The following is a 14522-nucleotide window of genomic DNA, read 5'->3' on the forward strand; positions in this document are numbered from 1 at the left end:
GTGAGGCGGACATGGCGGATATCGAGTACACCCCCGGTGTAGACACGCAAGATGTGCATGCGGGTCAGGGGGCTTCAGCATTTGGCGCGGCGGTAAATGTGCTTGGGGCGGTGGCCTCATTGGCATTGGTCGCGGGCATCGGTGTCTGGGGCTACAAACTGATGATGCGCGATGTGAGCGGGTTGCCGGTCGTGCGCGCGGTCGAAGGCCCGATGCGGGTTCAACCCGAAAACCCCGGCGGGCGACAGGCCGATCATCAGGGGTTGGCCGTCAACGCCGTTGCCGCGGACGGGACCGCCGAAGCCCCGGCAGACCGCCTGATGCTGGCGCCGCGTCCGGTCGATCTGACCGACGAAGACAAACCCATGGTCGAACTGGCCAAGGTGGAACAGGCGGACGAGGCCGAGCCGGTTGTCGAACAGGTGGCACAGGTCGAACCAGCGCCGAAGGAAACCGAAAATACGATCGATGCTCTGGTTGAACAGTTGGTCGGGGATGCCGAGCCGCTGGAGGATCAGGAGGTTCAGGTGCAGGAGGTTGTCACCCGGGTCGCGGGTGAAATCGTTCAGCCCAAACCGCTTGAGCCGACCAATGTGCAAGACTTGGTCAAGGTGACACCGGCAGTTCTGACCGGTCCTGGTTTGCCGCGCTCGCTGCGCCCGCAATTGCGCCCAAAGCTGGCCTTGGCCAAGGCCACGCCCGTGACGGCCCCGGTGGCCAAGGCCATTGACGTCGATCCGGCCAGCCTGCCGGTCGGAACGCGGCTGGCACAGTTGGGGGCTTATGAAAGCCCCGAAGTGGCCCGCGCCGAATGGGACCGGTTGAATGCCCGGTTCGAGGATTATCTGGACGGCAAATCGCGTGTGATCCAGAAGGCCAGCAGCGGCGGGCGGACCTTCTATCGTCTGCGTGCAATGGGGTTCGAAGACATCAACGATGCGCGCCGGTTCTGTTCAGTTCTGGTGGCGGAAAACGCGGACTGTATTCCGGTCACCACGCGGTGAGGTTCGGCGCCACGATCCTGGATGCCGAAGGTCTGCGCCTGAGCGCAGAGGAAACGGCTTTTTTCCGCGATGTGAACCCGTTCGGGTTCATTCTGTTTGCCCGCAATCTGGATACACCCGAGCAAATCCGCGCCCTGTGCGCCGATTTTCGCGAGGCGGTGGGGCGCGAGGCCCCGATCACGATTGACCAGGAAGGGGGGCGCGTTCAACGGCTGCGCCCGCCTTTGGCGCGCCAGTGGTTGCCGCCGCTGGATCATGTCGCAGCCGCTGGCGAGGGTGCCGAGCGCGCGATGTACCTGCGGTATCGGCTGATCGCGGATGAATTGCGCGGCCTCGGGATCGACAGCAACTGTGCCCCGATGGTGGATGTGGCCGGGCCTGACACGCATGATTTCCTGAAAAACCGCTGCTATGGCGAGGACCCGGGGCAGGTGGCCGTGCTGGGACGGGCGGTTGCGCAGGGCATGCTGGATGGCGGTGTCCTGCCGGTTCTGAAACATATTCCCGGACATGGGCGGGCGACGCAGGACAGCCATTTCGACCTGCCCCATGTGGATGCCGCACCGGATGATCTGGACGCCTGCGATTTTGCCCCGTTCCGTGCGCTGAACGATCTGCCGATGGGGATGACGGCGCATCTGGTTTACGATCAGGTCGATCCGTTGCCGGCAACGATTTCGCCAAAGATGATCGCGCTGATCCGCGACCGGATCGGGTTCGACGGTCTGATGATGACCGACGACATTTCGATGAAGGCCCTGCAAGGGTCCTTGGGCGACCTGTCGCGCGCCTCCATCGCGGCGGGTTGCGACGTGGTTCTGCATTGCAATGGCACCCTTGCCGAACGGATCGAGGTGGCCGAGGCCGCGGGCGAGATGACGGCGGCGGCACAGGCGCGCGCCGAGGCCGCGCTGGCAGCACGCCATGACCCACTTGCGCTTGACATTCCTGCGGCTGAAGCCGACCTTCTGCGACTGATGCGCGGAAGGGTTTATGACGGATAATCTGTTCCAGGAAGACACGGTTTCGGTCAGCGAACGGCTTGCGGCCGAGGCGCTGATTGTCGACGTTGACGGGTTCGAGGGCCCGCTGGACCTGTTGTTGACCCTGTCACGGACGCAAAAGGTGGATCTGCGCACGATTTCGGTTCTGCAACTGGCGCGCCAGTACCTGGCCTTTGTCGAACAGGCCAAGGCGCTGCGCATCGAACTGGCCGCCGATTACCTTGTCATGGCGGCCTGGCTGGCCTTCCTGAAATCGCGGTTGTTGCTACCGCCCGACCCGTCGGAAGAGGGGCCATCGGGCGAAGAACTGGCCGCGCATCTGGCGTTTCAGCTGGAACGGCTGCAGGCGATGCGCGATGCGGCGGCGCGGCTGATGGCGCGCGACCGGTTGGGGCGCGATTTCTTTGCCCGCGGGCAGGGTGAGAATATTACCCGGATCAAGACGGTGACCTATACCGCTAATCTGCTGGACCTGATGCAGGGCTATGCGCGGATCCGCACGCGCGACGAATTCCGCCCCTTCGTCATGGACCGCGATTCCGTTTTCACGATGGAACAGGCGCTTGACCGGATGCGCGGGCTGATCGGCTATGCGGCCGAGTGGACCGATATTTCCAGCTATCTTCCCGAAGGATGGGAGGGCAATCCGGTGCGCCGTCGTTCGGCCACGGCATCAACATTTGCCGCCTCGCTTGAACTGGTGAAAGAGGGCCATCTGGAAATCCGCCAAAGCGACACATTTGCCCCGATCCAATTGCGCAAAAGAGATGAAAGAACGTGACGGAAGAGATTGAAGAAAAAGAGGAATCCTTGTTCGAGGCGCCTCCGATGGCCGAACAGGAACGGATGGTCGAGGCGGTGCTCTTCGCCAGTGCCGAGCCGGTAACCGTGCGCGATCTGGAAACGCGCATGCCGCATGGGTGCGACGCAAGCGAAGCGCTCGTTCATCTGCAAAAACGCTATGAGGGCCGCGGTGTGCGGGTGATGAAAGTCGGTGAGGCTTGGGCCATGCGCACGGCGCCGGACCTAGGGTTCCTGATGCAAAAGGAAACCGTCGAGACCCGCAAGCTGAGCCGGGCGGCGATCGAAACGCTGGCGATCATCGCCTATCACCAGCCCGTCACCCGCGCCGAGATCGAAGAAATTCGCGGCGTTTCCGTGTCACGTGGCACGATCGACCAGTTGCTCGAAATGGAGTGGATCCGGCTGGGTCGGCGCAAGATGACACCGGGGCGTCCGGTGACATTCGTCGTGACGCCCGTGTTTCTGGATCATTTCGGTCTGGAAAATGCGCGCGACCTGCCCGGACTCAAGGAATTGCGCGCGGCCGGACTCTTGGAAAACCGGCCACCGCCTGGGGCCTTTGCGATCAAGGACCAAGAGGACGACGACGAGGACGAAGAGGGGCAACCCGAACTCTTCGAGGAATAAGGCGTTCTTGGGTCAACCGCGTTGGTCCGAAGTATTCAGGCGCTGCGATACAGGCCCGGAACCAGGCTTTCGGCGGCTGCCTTGATCACATGCGGGGCGGTTCCGGCGGCAAGCGGGTCGCCGTAGAACACGTTGTGGTGCCCGCCCAGTTTTTCCAGGAATTCCGCGATGTATCGCAGTGACCCGATCTTTGCGCCGAAATTGTCATTCCCTCCGCTGAGGAACTGGGCAGCCGCACGGGTCAGGTAGTAAGACCGCGAATTATACGCATCGAGTGCGGCCGGAATGATCGGCGCCTGACAGGTCGCAGATACCGTGGTGGCACCTTTGCGCCATTCGGGCTCCACCAGCCGCCCATTCTTGCGCTTGGGCACCCGGCCTGACCCAAAGATCAATAGCGCCCCGCCGATTTCAAGATGGTGCTGCATCGCGCGCTGGGTTTCTGCAGCTGACACCGCCCGGTTGTTCTTGTCGAACTTCACAGGAATCAGCATGTCCTGTCCCAAGAACTGCTCGGTGTCATGATTGGCCACCACCCTGAGATCGGGCCGCAAGTCCAAAAGCGCACCGGCATGGGCCAGGAAATCGAACATTCCGGTGGGGTGGGTCGCGGCAATGACGACCGGACCGGTCACGGGAATGCGCTCAAGCCCGTGGGGAACAATCATTGTTCCGCCGCGTTCCATCAAAATTTCGCGGATCAGATGCGCCCCCTTTACCCCGCCCAGACGGTCCAGCAACGCTTCGCTTTCGCGCAGGGCAAAGAACGGATCATGGGTGAGCAGGCGGCTGGCCGCATCGACTGAATGCAACGCCATGCGCACAAGAAACAGCGAAAGGGTCGAACTTTCGCCCAAATGCAGACGCTCGCGCAGGGCGCCGTTCAGCGGTCTGTTTGCATTGTAGTCTATTTTCGTGTCTCCCTGATGGAACACATTAGCAAAACGATACGTGTTTTGGGAGTGAGGTTTTCCTTACCTCGGGCAGGGGGCTCACAATTGCCGTGAAAATACCCATATGGTTTGATAACGTCGGGGCGAGCAGAAAAAAGAGGCGGTCATGAACGCAAACCAGATCATCAACATGATCCTGCGCATTGTCATGCGCAAGGCGATCAGCGGTGGTGTCAACGCCGGGATCAATGCAGCATCCAACCTGGGCCGCAAGAAGCGGCAGAATGCGCCGCCGCCGCAGATTGGCGACACCGACACTGCGCACTCAGATCGTCCCGCCCCATTGACGCCCGAAGAGGATGCGCGCCGCCGTCAGGAACGTCGCGCCATCCGTCAGGCGCGCCGTGCCGCAAAGGCGGCCGGCCGTACCGGCAAGATGTAAGGCGGCGATCAGGCCTTGAAATGTTTCGAGAGTTTCAGGCCCTGTCCCTGATAGTTTGACGCAATGTCCGCGCCATAAAGCTGCGTGGGCACCTCGGCCATGCGTTCATAGACCAGACGGCCAACCACCTGACCATGTTCCAGAACGAACGGTGCCTCGTGGCAGCGCACCTCAAGCACGCCGCGTGACCCGGCGCCGCCTGCGGCCGCATGGCCGAATCCGGGATCAAAGAACCCGGCGTAATGCACGCGGAATTCACCGACCATGGCCAGATAGGGCGCCATTTCAGCCGCGTATTGGGGCGGGATGTGCACCGACTCGCGACTGACGAGGATATAAAAGGCGCCCGGATCCAGAATGATGCGCCCGTTGCTGGTGCGCACCTCTTCCCAGTATTCCGCCGGATCGTAATACCCGATGTTGTTCAGATCGATCACGCCGGTGTGCGGTTTGGCGCGATATCCGACCAGATCGTCACCGGGCAGGGCCAGATCGACAGAAAACCCCAGACCTTCGTTGATGACGGCCTGACCATCCACCAGCGGTGTCTGCTGATGTAGCTTCGTAAGCTCCTCGTCGCTGAGCACAGCCTGACCGCTGCGGAACCGGATCTGGTTCAAACGCATACCGGGGCGCACCAGCACCGAAAACGAGCGGGGGCAGATTTCCGCATAAAGCGGGCCGGTATAGCCATCGGGGATGCGGTCGAATTCGGTGCCCCCGTCGGTGATGGCCCGGGTCAGCAGATCCAATCGTCCGGTCGAACTTTTGGCATTGGCGACGGCCTGGACCCCGCGGGGCAGGGCCAGCGATTCCATCAGCGGAACGAGGTACACGCAGCCCTTTTCCAGAACGGCCCCGTCGGTCAGGTCGATCCGGTGCATTTCGAATTCGGACAGACGGTCGGCCACGCTGCGTCCATGCCCGGCCAGAAACGAGGCGCGAACGCGATAAGCGACAGTTCCCAGCCGCAAATCGAGACTGGCCGGTTGCACCTGTTCCGGCAACACGGCCGGGCTGGCGGCGATTGCGCCGTCCCGGATCATGGTTTCGATTGTCTGGTTGGGGCAAACTCCGCTCACACCAAATCCTCCTGCTCAAAACGGGAGGCGGTGAGGCCAAGGCATCGTCGGTGTGAATTGGTCGGGCTAGCAGGACTCGAACCTGCGACCTTCCGTCCCCCAGACGGACGCGCTACCAGGCTGCGCCATAGCCCGACGATGAGGTGTTCATAGCGGTTTTGAAGCCGGGGACAAGAGGGAATCATCAGCCTTTGAGTTAAGATGATCTGGTACCGGTGTTCTGACCCATCCATTCGCGCAATTCGGCGAGGACAGGCGCGATCTGGCGGGCCTGCTCGGCGTTTATCCGATCTGTGCGTGCCAATTGAGTCAGGATTCCGGGCGTTACCGTGATCTCTGATTCCAGTGGCGGATCAGGGGCGTCCACGATGCGCGGCTTGGGCTTGGCGATCGGTTCCGGCTCGGCAGGTGCTTGCGCGGCCACCTCTTCGGGTTCGGGGGGCGTGACATCCGGTTCGGGCGCAGAGGGAGCTGATTCCGACAGGTTCAGCCTGCGATGCTGGAAGGTGGGAACCGGGCTTGGCGGTTCTTCGTCTTCCGGGGTGATCTCGGGCTCAGGTTCCGGCTCAGGCTCAGGCGTCGTGTCGCCGGTTTCCGCCTCAAGGCGCTCGGGTTCGGGGGCTGGTTCGGGTGGCGGGGCATTGGCGGGTTCGGCTGTGGGCGTGGCCTCGATCGTGGCGGTGTCCGAGACGGCCTTGAACTCCAGCACATCGCCGGATGCAGCCTCTTCGGCCGTGCTTTCCAGTGGTTGCGACAGGTCGGACACATGGGCAACGCCCTGTTCCCTAAGGATTTTCTGGACCCCTTTGATGGTCAGCCCATCTTCGTGCAACAGCTGTTTGATCCCGCCCAGCAAGAGCATGTCATTGGGGCGGTAATAGCGGCGTCCGCCAGCGCGTTTGACGGGTTTGACCTGCGAAAACTTGCTTTCCCAGAACCGCAGAACATGGGCCTGGATGCCCAGCCATTCCGCAACCTCGCTTATGGTGCGAAAGGCATCGGGCGATTTAGTCATGCGCTTGGGTCCTGCTTATTTCTTGTTTCCGGAAGCGACGCGGTCTTTCATCAGATGCGAGGGGCGGAAGGTCAAAACGCGACGGGGTTGAATTGGAACCTCTTCGCCGGTCTTGGGATTGCGACCGATCCGGGCCGATTTTTCACGGACGCTGAAGGTGCCGAAAGACGAAATCTTGACCTGCTCGCCCCGCACCAGAGCGTCGGACATGTGTTCCAACATGCTTTCGACCAATTGTGCACTTTCGTTGCGTGACAGACCGACTTCGCGAAATACGGCTTCGCTCAGATCCATACGCGTCAGTGTCTTTTCGCCCATTTCGAACCCCCATGAATTTCAAGAAGAATAGGGTGATGCGAATTTCACTGTCAATATCAATGATTTGCGTTGGCTTGGATAATCACATTCATGCCGATTCCGGGCGTGGAAAGGTCACCAGCGGATGACGACCGCGCCCCATGCCAGACCGCCGCCAATCGCCTCGGTCACGACGATGTCGCCCTGTTTGATCTGGCCGCGTTGCTTGCCGACCGACAGGGCCAGCGGGATCGATGCGGCCGAGGTGTTGCCGTGATCCTGAACGGTGATGACGACACGCTCCATCGGCAGGCCCATTTTCTTGGCGGTGCCCTTGATGATGCGGATATTGGCCTGGTGCGGAACGATCCAGTCGACCTCGGAACTGTCCAGCCCGGCCTTTTCCAGCGCCGATTCTGCACAGGCGGCCAGCTTTTCCACCGCGTGGCGGAACACCTGATTGCCCTGCATCCTGAGAAAACCTGTCGACTGGGTCGAAACCCCGCCATCAACATAAAGCAGGTCCTTGAACCGACCGTCCGAGTGCAGGTCGGTGGACAGAATGCCACGATCTGCGGCGGTGCCCATGCCTTCTTCGACCTCAAGCACGAGGGCGCCCGCACCGTCCCCGAACAGGACACAGGTGGACCGGTCCGTCCAGTCCATGATGCGACTGAAGGTTTCGGCGCCGATGACCAGCACACGGTTTGCCTGTCCCGACACGATCATCGCGTTTGCCGTGGTGAGCGCATAAACGAAGCCGGCGCAGACCGCCTGAACGTCGAAAGCAAAGCCGCGGGTCATCCCCAGCGCGGCCTGAACCATCGTTGCGGCCGACGGGAATGTCAGATCCGAGGTCGAGGTGGCCAGGATGATCGTATCAATCGAATCCGCGTCGATCCCTGCATCCGCAAGCGCATTGCGCGCGGCATGGGTTGCCAGATCGGATGTGGTTTCACCTTCCGCGGCGAAATGGCGGCGTTCGATTCCGGAACGTGACTTGATCCATTCGTCGGTGGTGTCCAGCGTGGCCTCGAACTCGACATTGGGAACCACGCGTTCAGGCAGATAATGGCCAACGCCGGTTACAACTGCTCGCCGTGTCATGCCCGTCCTTCTTTTTCTTGTCCCTCAGGGTCTTCCTGCGGTTCTTCTTTATCTTGGGTAAGCTCGCCCACAGATGCAACCCGCGCCGCCAGTTTTTCGGCGAAACCGGACTGGCCGAGTTGGAAGGCGAGTTTCACAGCCGCCGAAACTCCGGTGGCATCTGCTCCGCCGTGGGATTTGACCACCGTACCGTTCAGACCCAGAAACACGCCACCGTTCACACGGCGCGGATCGATTCGCTTTTTCAGGCGCATGAGGGAGCTGATGGCCAAGACAGACGCCAGCCGGGACAGGAAGGAATATTTGAACGCCTCGCGCAGCAGATCGCCGATCAGGCTGGCGGTGCCTTCGCCGGTCTTGATCGCCACGTTGCCGGTAAACCCGTCCGTGACGATCACATCCGCCACGTCGCCGGGGATGTCGCTGCCTTCGACGAATCCGACAAAGTCGAAACCGCCCTGGTCGGCATAGTGCGACATCAGGCCGTGCGCCTCTTTCAGTTCGGGGCGGCCCTTGTGTTCTTCGGTGCCGACGTTCAGCAGGCCAACGCGCGGGCGGGGCAGGGACATGCCGTTGCGCGCATAAGAGGCGCCCATCAGCGCATATTGCAAAAGATCACGCGCATCGGCGCGGATGTCGGCGCCCACGTCCAGCATCACGTTGAAGCCTTGGGGATTGCGCGATGGCCACAGGATGGCGATGGCGGGCCGATCAACGCCTGGCAACCGGCGCAGGCGGATCATGCTGAGCGCCATCAGCGCCCCGGTATTGCCACAGGAGACCGCTGCACTTGCGTCGCCGTTGCGGACGGATTCGATGGCAGACCACATCGAGGTGCCCTTGCCGTTGCGCACAACCTGGCTGGGCTTGTCCTCCATCGTGACGACGTCAGAGGCTTCGCGAAAGGCGACGCGCCCGTCCAGGTCGCGGCGTTTTTCGACAAGCGTCTCCAACTCGGCCCGGGGGCCGTGCAAGATGAACCCGATATCAGGGTTTTTCTGCGCTGACTGGGCAATGCCCGCGACAACCGCACCAGGTCCTGAGTCGCCGCCCATGGCGTCGACCGAAATGATGATGCGATTTGCCTCGGATTGGGGCTGATCAGGCTGGGCCGTCATTCAAATGCCCGCCACCTGCTCTTATGCCGCGTCTTCGTCCAGATCGATCTCGTCGGCTTGGGCGACGATTTCCGCGTCGTCATAGTGACCGCAAGATGCACAGATGTGGTGCGGGCGCTTCAACTCGCCGCAATTCGGGCATTCGTTGGGGTTTGCCGCTACCAGGGCATCATGTGCGCGGCGATTGTTGCGGCGCGATTTGGATACTTTGTTCTGTTGGACAGCCATGTCTCAACCTTTGTCTGAAATGGGGTCAGTGGGCGTTCCCGCTGACCACGTTGCGTTTCTTTGCGTTTCGTGCGGCGTGACGTGCGTTTAGGCCGCGGCCCGTGCGATGTCCAACCTTAAATCCGATGAGCGCGCGAAAATACTGCGATTTCGGGTTCGTGCAAGCAGTTTTTCGCAGGATTGCCCTGCCGGATCAGTGTTGAGGCGTCATGTATCCTTTTTCAGGGTGTCCCGCAACTGCGACAGACCGGCAAAGGGCTTAGTATCTTCGTCGCGCATCGGGGTCTGGCCGGGTTCGGTAAATACCGCTTCGCCAAGGTCCGCGCCTTCCTTGCGGGGATAGAGCGGCAGGGCAAGGACCAGCGCTTCGGCCATGACAACGGCCGGATCGATGTGCGTTCCAAGACGCTCGATCGTGTCGTCTTCGGGCATTTCGACTTCGGCGGCGTCGGCTTCGGGCATCTCGGTCAGATAGGTGCGCTGCACATCGGTTTCGATTCGGGTGGTGACCGGTTCCAGTGTGACGACACACGGCTGCACCACTGTCGCGCCCAGATGACCGGTCAGAACCCAGTCTTGTTTGCCCTGCGACTTGACCTCGCCCGAAAATGTCAGCTTGCGCAATGCAATCAGGTCCGTCTCCTGCGCCAGCGCCTGCATCTGTTCCGCATTGGGGCGCAGGTCGAACGGGGTGGGCCGGTTTTGCGCCAGATCGGCGACGCGCAAGGCGGTGGTATTGGACATGACAAAACTTTCGTTTCTTGAACCGGTGGCCCGGACTCTGTAATCGGGATAAAAGGCTGATCAGGCCAAGGCAAGAGGGCAACCATGTTTGCAACTGCATCCTTGTTGAAACGAACAAGCCGCGCGGCGGTTCTGGGGATCGTCCTTTTGTCGGGGGCGGCCTGCGTTTCAACCTTTCGCGATCACGGGTATGTCCCGACCGAAGAAGACTTGGCCGAGATCGTCGTCGGTGTCGATACGCGCGACAGCGTGATCGAAACCGTCGGAACGCCCGGCGCGTCGGGTGTCCTGAACGACGGCGGGTTCTATTATGTCGCGACGCGGTTCCGTCATTACGGCCCAAGCGCGCCCAAACCGGTTTCGCGCGAGCTGGTCGCCATCAGCTTTGACACGGCGGGCGTGGTGCAGGGGGTGGAACGCTATGGTCTGGAAGACGGCCGTGTCATTCCGCTGGAGCGGCGGGTCACCGATGCGGGCGTGGCCGACACGACATTCCTGCGCCAGCTGCTTGGCAATCTGGGCCGGATCGGACCGGGCTCCCTTATCGGGGATGGCTGATCCGGTTGCTCGGGGCATGCGGATGTCACGCTTTACGCGGTAAGAACCGGCGACCTACCTTGGCTTTTGTCACTTTGCGGAGGATGCGATGCTGCCAGACTTGCCCGTCCTGACCCGTGGCAGATACCGGGCGCGCATTGCCGAAAATGCGCGGGATATCGCGCAGGCGCAGGCGCTGCGGGCCCATTGTTTCGGGACGGACGGGCCGGATGTGGACGGCTTTGACAGCCTTTGCACCCATGTTCTGGTGCAGGATCTGCGCAGTGAAACGCTGGTTTGCTGTTTCCGGATGCTGATGCTGGAGGGCGGCGCGGATGTTCCTAAAAGCTATTCGGCGCAGTTCTACGAATTGTCGGCGCTGAACGGATACCAGGGGCGCATGGTCGAAATGGGCCGGTTTTGCATCCACCCCGATTGGCGCGACCCGGATATCCTGCGGGTGGCCTGGGGGGCGATGACCACCTTTGTGGATGAAAATGACATCGGCATGCTGTTTGGGTGTTCGTCCTTTGCCGGGACGGAGACCGGCGATTATCTGGATGTCTTTGCCATGCTCAAGGCGCGCCACCTTGCGCCCAAACGCTGGCTGCCGCGCGTCAAGGCGCCGGATGTGTTCCGGTTCGCGGCCCGGTTGCGGCGCAAGCCGGATGCCAAAAAAGCGATGCTGCGCATGCCGCCGCTTTTGCGGACCTATCTGCTGATGGGGGGCTGGGTCAGCGACCACGCGGTGGTTGATCGGCAGATGAACACGCTGCATGTGTTCACCGGGCTTGAAATCGGCGCAATTCCTCCGGCGCGCAAGCGGCTGTTGCGGGCCGTAGCGGGCTGAGCAGGCCAACTAATCGTGCAATGGTGACGCAGGGGCGTTGACGCTTATTGTCCAGAGGGTTAGCTGGCAATCATGGCGCGTGCACCTCTTTTACAGCTTTCCGATATTTCGCTGACCTTTGGCGGCGATCCCCTGTTTTCCGATCTCGACCTCGTGGTTCAGCCCGGGGATCGGGTGGCGCTTGTCGGGCGCAACGGATCGGGAAAATCGACCCTGATGAAGGTGATGGCCGGGCTGGTCGAACCTGACAGCGGCCAAATCGTCGTGTCGCCGGGCAAGTCGGTCGGATACATGGAGCAGGACCCGGATATGGCCGGCTGTGCCACGCTGGGGGAATTTGCCGCGCGCGGATTGGAACCCGGCGAGTTGTACAAGGTCGAGCGCGCGGGCGAGGGGCTTAAGTTCGATCCCGATCGCCCGGTTGAAACCGCATCCGGGGGCGAACGGCGCCGCGCCGCATTGGCCGGGTTGATGGCGCGCGAACCCGATCTGATGCTGCTGGACGAACCGACCAACCATCTGGATATCGAGGCCATCAAGTGGCTTGAGGATGAGCTGAAATCGACCCGGGCAGCCTATGTCCTGATCAGCCACGACCGGGCGTTTCTGCGTAACCTTGCGCGTGCAACCCTTTGGATTGACAGGGGAAAGGTGCGCCGCCAAGAAAAGGGATTCGATGCGTTCGAGGCCTGGCGCGATGCGATCTGGGAAGAAGAGGACATGCAGCGCCACAAGCTGAACCGGCTGATCAAGGCCGAGGCCCGATGGGCCGTCGAGGGCATCAGCGCCCGGCGCAAGCGCAATCAGGGCCGCGTGCGCGCGTTGCAGGATTTGCGCGCCGAACGGGCCAGCCAGATCCGGCGGCAGGGCAAGGCCGATCTGGCCTTTGACGGCGGACAGAAATCCGGGCGCAAGGTGATCGAGGCCGAGGGGCTGTCCAAGGCCTATGGCGACACCGTGATCGTCAAGGATTTCTCGATCAAGATTCAGCGCGGTGATCGGGTGGCTTTTGTCGGGCCGAACGGGGTTGGCAAGACGACGGTATTGAAACTGCTGCTGGGGCAGGAAGAGCCTGACAGCGGCACGGTGCGGCACGGCACCAATCTGGAAATCGCGGTGTTCGATCAGGCCCGTGCCCAGCTGGACCCGGATATGAGCCTTTGGGATTCGCTGACCGGGGATCCGGAGATGCGGGTATCGGGGCGGGCCGATCAGGTGATGGTGCGCGGCTCGCCGCGCCACGTGATCGGGTATCTTAAGGATTTCCTGTTTGACGAGGCGCAGGCCCGTGCGCCTGTGCGCGCGCTGTCGGGCGGTGAAAAGGCGCGCCTTTTGTTGGCGCGCCTGATGGCGCGGCAAAGCAATGTGCTGGTTCTGGACGAACCGACCAACGATCTGGATGTCGAAACGCTCGATCTGTTGCAGGAGGTTCTGGACGATTACGACGGTACCGTCCTCTTGGTCAGCCACGACCGGGATTTTTTGGACCGCGTGGCTACAACGACCATTGCCATGGAAGGGAACGGGCGTGCGGTGGCCTATCCCGGCGGGTGGAGCGATTATGTCACCCAGCGGGGAACTCTGGCCGAGGACGAACCGGAAAAGCCCAAAGCCACGGCCCCAAAGGCAAAGCCCAAACCGGAGGCGCCCAGGAAAACGGGGCTGTCCTTCACCGAAAAACACCGGCTTGAGGCCCTGCCGGCCGAGATCGAGCGTCTGGAGGCCGAGATTGCCAAGCTGGAACAGCTGATGGCCGACCCCGAGCTTTACACGCGTGAACCTGTGAAGTTCAAAAAGGCGACCGAGGCGCTGGTGGAACGTCAGGAAAAGCTCGCCGCGTCAGAAGAAGAATGGCTGACGCTGGAAGAAAAAGCCGCCCAATAGGGGCGGCTTTTCCGATGAAATCGGCAAGGGGCGCTCAGCGCATACGCAGGGCACCATCGATGCGGATGGTTTCGCCATTCAGATAGCCACATTCGACGATGAACCCGGCCAGACGGCCATATTCCGACGCATCGCCCAGACGCGGCGGGTTCGGCACATCGGCGGCCAGTTGTTTCTGAACATCCTCGGGCAGACCGGCCAGCATCGGGGTCATGAAGATGCCCGGCGCAATGGTCATGACGCGAATGCCGGACGAGGCCAGGTCGCGTGCCATGGGCAGGGTCATGCCGACAACGCCGCCCTTGGAGGCGGAATAGGCCACCTGACCCTTTTGCCCCTCGAAGGCCGCGACCGACGCGGTGTTGATGATCACGCCGCGCGCGCCATCGGGTTCGGGTTCGTTTTTCGCCATCGCGACCGAGGCCAGGCGTGACACGTTAAACGTGCCGATCAGGTTCACATCCAGCGTGCGCTTGAACGCATCGAGCGGGTGGGGGCCATCACGGCCGACCGTCTTGATGCCATAGGCGATACCTGCACAGTTGACCGTGGCGCTGACGCGGCCCATTTTATCGACCGCGTGGTCAATCGCGGCCTGAACCGACGCTTCGTCCGTCACATCGGTTTCAGCAAAAAAGCCGCCTATGTCCTTGGCGACGGCATTGCCGCGCTCTGCATCGCGGTCAAAAATCGTGACTTTCGCGCCCTGGGACGCGAAATGACGCGCTGTTGCTTCGCCCAGACCGGATGCACCGCCGGTGACAATTGCCGCTGTTGTTGAAAGTTGCATGCGCTGGCTCCCCCTGATTTGAACGCTTGTTCAAAAAAGCATGCAGCGCGCTGACTGTCCAGATGGGGAAGGGGCCATTGTCCGGGTTTGCGCGGG

The 14522-nt window shown here is 61.7% G+C and carries 17 protein-coding genes and 1 tRNA gene; 8 read left to right on the forward strand and 10 right to left on the reverse strand.

The features are described 5' to 3' along the window. Positions 1–11 precede the first annotated feature (11 nt). Genes ACXYMO_RS00485 through scpB form a run of 4 tightly spaced genes read left to right on the forward strand, consistent with a single transcriptional unit; the run spans position 12 to position 3439 of the window. The gene (locus ACXYMO_RS00485) at positions 12–1004 is read left to right on the forward strand and encodes an SPOR domain-containing protein (protein WP_458876685.1); all 993 of its coding nucleotides are present in this window, start codon (positions 12–14) and stop codon (positions 1002–1004) included. After that, on the forward strand, positions 1001–2008 hold the full coding sequence (nagZ, locus tag ACXYMO_RS00490; protein ID WP_458876687.1) for a beta-N-acetylhexosaminidase: 1008 nt from the start codon (positions 1001–1003) through the stop codon (positions 2006–2008). Before ACXYMO_RS00485 ends, nagZ begins: the two co-directional genes overlap by 4 nt. Beyond that, complete coding sequence (locus ACXYMO_RS00495) at positions 1998–2789, forward strand: segregation and condensation protein A (RefSeq protein ID WP_458876688.1); 792 nt, start codon at positions 1998–2000, stop codon at positions 2787–2789. The genes nagZ and ACXYMO_RS00495 overlap by 11 nt, the downstream gene beginning before the upstream one ends. A 47-nt stretch (positions 2790–2836) precedes the next feature. Next, positions 2837–3439, forward strand: coding sequence for an SMC-Scp complex subunit ScpB (gene scpB, locus ACXYMO_RS00500; RefSeq protein WP_458877862.1), 603 nt, complete (start codon positions 2837–2839; stop codon positions 3437–3439). Between the two features lie 35 nt (positions 3440–3474). On the opposite strand, the gene ACXYMO_RS00505 is transcribed toward scpB, so the two are convergent. Further along, positions 3475–4374 carry a 1-acyl-sn-glycerol-3-phosphate acyltransferase gene (locus ACXYMO_RS00505; protein WP_458876689.1) on the reverse strand — a complete coding sequence of 300 codons (900 nt, stop codon included), beginning with the start codon at positions 4372–4374 and terminating at the stop codon, positions 3475–3477. Positions 4375–4498: 124 nt separating this feature from the next. On the opposite strand from ACXYMO_RS00505, the gene ACXYMO_RS00510 reads away from it, so the two are divergent. Beyond that, the gene (locus tag ACXYMO_RS00510) at positions 4499–4774 is read left to right on the forward strand and encodes a hypothetical protein (protein ID WP_458876690.1); all 276 of its coding nucleotides are present in this window, start codon (positions 4499–4501) and stop codon (positions 4772–4774) included. A gap of 8 nt (positions 4775–4782) precedes the next feature. On the opposite strand, the gene ACXYMO_RS00515 is transcribed toward ACXYMO_RS00510, so the two are convergent. The 8 genes from ACXYMO_RS00515 to ACXYMO_RS00550 all read right to left on the reverse strand — a co-directional run bounded on the left by ACXYMO_RS00515 (position 4783) and on the right by ACXYMO_RS00550 (position 10365). Then, the gene (locus tag ACXYMO_RS00515) at positions 4783–5856 is read right to left on the reverse strand and encodes a 2'-deoxycytidine 5'-triphosphate deaminase (protein ID WP_458876691.1); all 1074 of its coding nucleotides are present in this window, start codon (positions 5854–5856) and stop codon (positions 4783–4785) included. Between the two features lie 58 nt (positions 5857–5914). Next, a tRNA-Pro gene (locus ACXYMO_RS00520) sits at positions 5915–5991 on the reverse strand. Positions 5992–6052: 61 nt separating this feature from the next. Continuing rightward, complete coding sequence (locus ACXYMO_RS00525; RefSeq protein ID WP_458876692.1) at positions 6053–6871, reverse strand: MerR family transcriptional regulator; 819 nt, start codon at positions 6869–6871, stop codon at positions 6053–6055. 15 nt (positions 6872–6886) lie between these two features. Continuing rightward, entirely contained in the window at positions 6887–7189 is a 303-nt protein-coding gene (gene ihfA / locus ACXYMO_RS00530) for an integration host factor subunit alpha (protein ID WP_458876693.1), read from the reverse strand. 114 nt (positions 7190–7303) lie between these two features. Next, positions 7304–8275 carry a beta-ketoacyl-ACP synthase III gene (locus ACXYMO_RS00535; RefSeq protein WP_458876694.1) on the reverse strand — a complete coding sequence of 324 codons (972 nt, stop codon included), beginning with the start codon at positions 8273–8275 and terminating at the stop codon, positions 7304–7306. Next, positions 8272–9393 (reverse strand): phosphate acyltransferase PlsX, encoded by a 1122-nt coding sequence (gene plsX / locus ACXYMO_RS00540; protein ID WP_458876695.1) that lies wholly within the window; start codon positions 9391–9393, stop codon positions 8272–8274. Before plsX ends, ACXYMO_RS00535 begins: the two co-directional genes overlap by 4 nt. Before the next feature lie 21 nt (positions 9394–9414). Beyond that, positions 9415–9621, reverse strand: coding sequence for a 50S ribosomal protein L32 (gene rpmF / locus ACXYMO_RS00545; RefSeq protein ID WP_458876696.1), 207 nt, complete (start codon positions 9619–9621; stop codon positions 9415–9417). 207 nt (positions 9622–9828) lie between these two features. Further along, on the reverse strand, positions 9829–10365 hold the full coding sequence (locus ACXYMO_RS00550; protein ID WP_458876697.1) for a YceD family protein: 537 nt from the start codon (positions 10363–10365) through the stop codon (positions 9829–9831). A gap of 84 nt (positions 10366–10449) precedes the next feature. On the opposite strand from ACXYMO_RS00550, the gene ACXYMO_RS00555 reads away from it, so the two are divergent. The 3 genes from ACXYMO_RS00555 (at position 10450) to ACXYMO_RS00565 (ending at position 13636) form a co-directional block, all read left to right on the forward strand. Next, entirely contained in the window at positions 10450–10923 is a 474-nt protein-coding gene (locus ACXYMO_RS00555) for an outer membrane protein assembly factor BamE (protein WP_458876698.1), read from the forward strand. Positions 10924–11011: 88 nt separating this feature from the next. After that, a complete protein-coding gene (locus ACXYMO_RS00560; RefSeq protein ID WP_458876699.1) occupies positions 11012–11752 on the forward strand; it encodes a GNAT family N-acetyltransferase in 741 nt (246 codons plus the stop codon). A gap of 72 nt (positions 11753–11824) precedes the next feature. Next, entirely contained in the window at positions 11825–13636 is a 1812-nt protein-coding gene (locus tag ACXYMO_RS00565; protein ID WP_458876700.1) for an ABC-F family ATP-binding cassette domain-containing protein, read from the forward strand. Between the two features lie 34 nt (positions 13637–13670). Here ACXYMO_RS00565 and ACXYMO_RS00570 read toward each other — a convergent pair whose 3' ends face one another. Further along, on the reverse strand, positions 13671–14426 hold the full coding sequence (locus ACXYMO_RS00570; protein WP_458876701.1) for a 3-hydroxyacyl-CoA dehydrogenase: 756 nt from the start codon (positions 14424–14426) through the stop codon (positions 13671–13673). Positions 14427–14522 lie beyond the last annotated feature (96 nt).

The organism is Arenibacterium sp. CAU 1754 (assembly GCF_054482635.1).

Excerpts from the sequence above, each read along its gene's own strand:
- ACXYMO_RS00555 (WP_458876698.1), top strand. The coding sequence starts at position 10,450 with ATGTTTGCAACTGCATCCTTGTTGAAACGAACAAGCCGCGCGGCGGTT.
- plsX (WP_458876695.1), bottom strand. The coding sequence starts at position 9,393 with ATGACGGCCCAGCCTGATCAGCCCCAATCCGAGGCAAATCGCATCATC.
- ACXYMO_RS00570 (WP_458876701.1), bottom strand. The coding sequence starts at position 14,426 with ATGCAACTTTCAACAACAGCGGCAATTGTCACCGGCGGTGCATCCGGT.
- ihfA (WP_458876693.1), bottom strand. The coding sequence starts at position 7,189 with ATGGGCGAAAAGACACTGACGCGTATGGATCTGAGCGAAGCCGTATTT.
- ACXYMO_RS00525 (WP_458876692.1), bottom strand. The coding sequence starts at position 6,871 with ATGACTAAATCGCCCGATGCCTTTCGCACCATAAGCGAGGTTGCGGAA.
- ACXYMO_RS00550 (WP_458876697.1), bottom strand. The coding sequence starts at position 10,365 with ATGTCCAATACCACCGCCTTGCGCGTCGCCGATCTGGCGCAAAACCGG.
- ACXYMO_RS00485 (WP_458876685.1), top strand. The coding sequence starts at position 12 with ATGGCGGATATCGAGTACACCCCCGGTGTAGACACGCAAGATGTGCAT.
- scpB (WP_458877862.1), top strand. The coding sequence starts at position 2,837 with ATGGCCGAACAGGAACGGATGGTCGAGGCGGTGCTCTTCGCCAGTGCC.
- ACXYMO_RS00565 (WP_458876700.1), top strand. The coding sequence starts at position 11,825 with ATGGCGCGTGCACCTCTTTTACAGCTTTCCGATATTTCGCTGACCTTT.
- rpmF (WP_458876696.1), bottom strand. The coding sequence starts at position 9,621 with ATGGCTGTCCAACAGAACAAAGTATCCAAATCGCGCCGCAACAATCGC.
- ACXYMO_RS00495 (WP_458876688.1), top strand. The coding sequence starts at position 1,998 with ATGACGGATAATCTGTTCCAGGAAGACACGGTTTCGGTCAGCGAACGG.
- ACXYMO_RS00510 (WP_458876690.1), top strand. The coding sequence starts at position 4,499 with ATGAACGCAAACCAGATCATCAACATGATCCTGCGCATTGTCATGCGC.
- ACXYMO_RS00535 (WP_458876694.1), bottom strand. The coding sequence starts at position 8,275 with ATGACACGGCGAGCAGTTGTAACCGGCGTTGGCCATTATCTGCCTGAA.
- ACXYMO_RS00560 (WP_458876699.1), top strand. The coding sequence starts at position 11,012 with ATGCTGCCAGACTTGCCCGTCCTGACCCGTGGCAGATACCGGGCGCGC.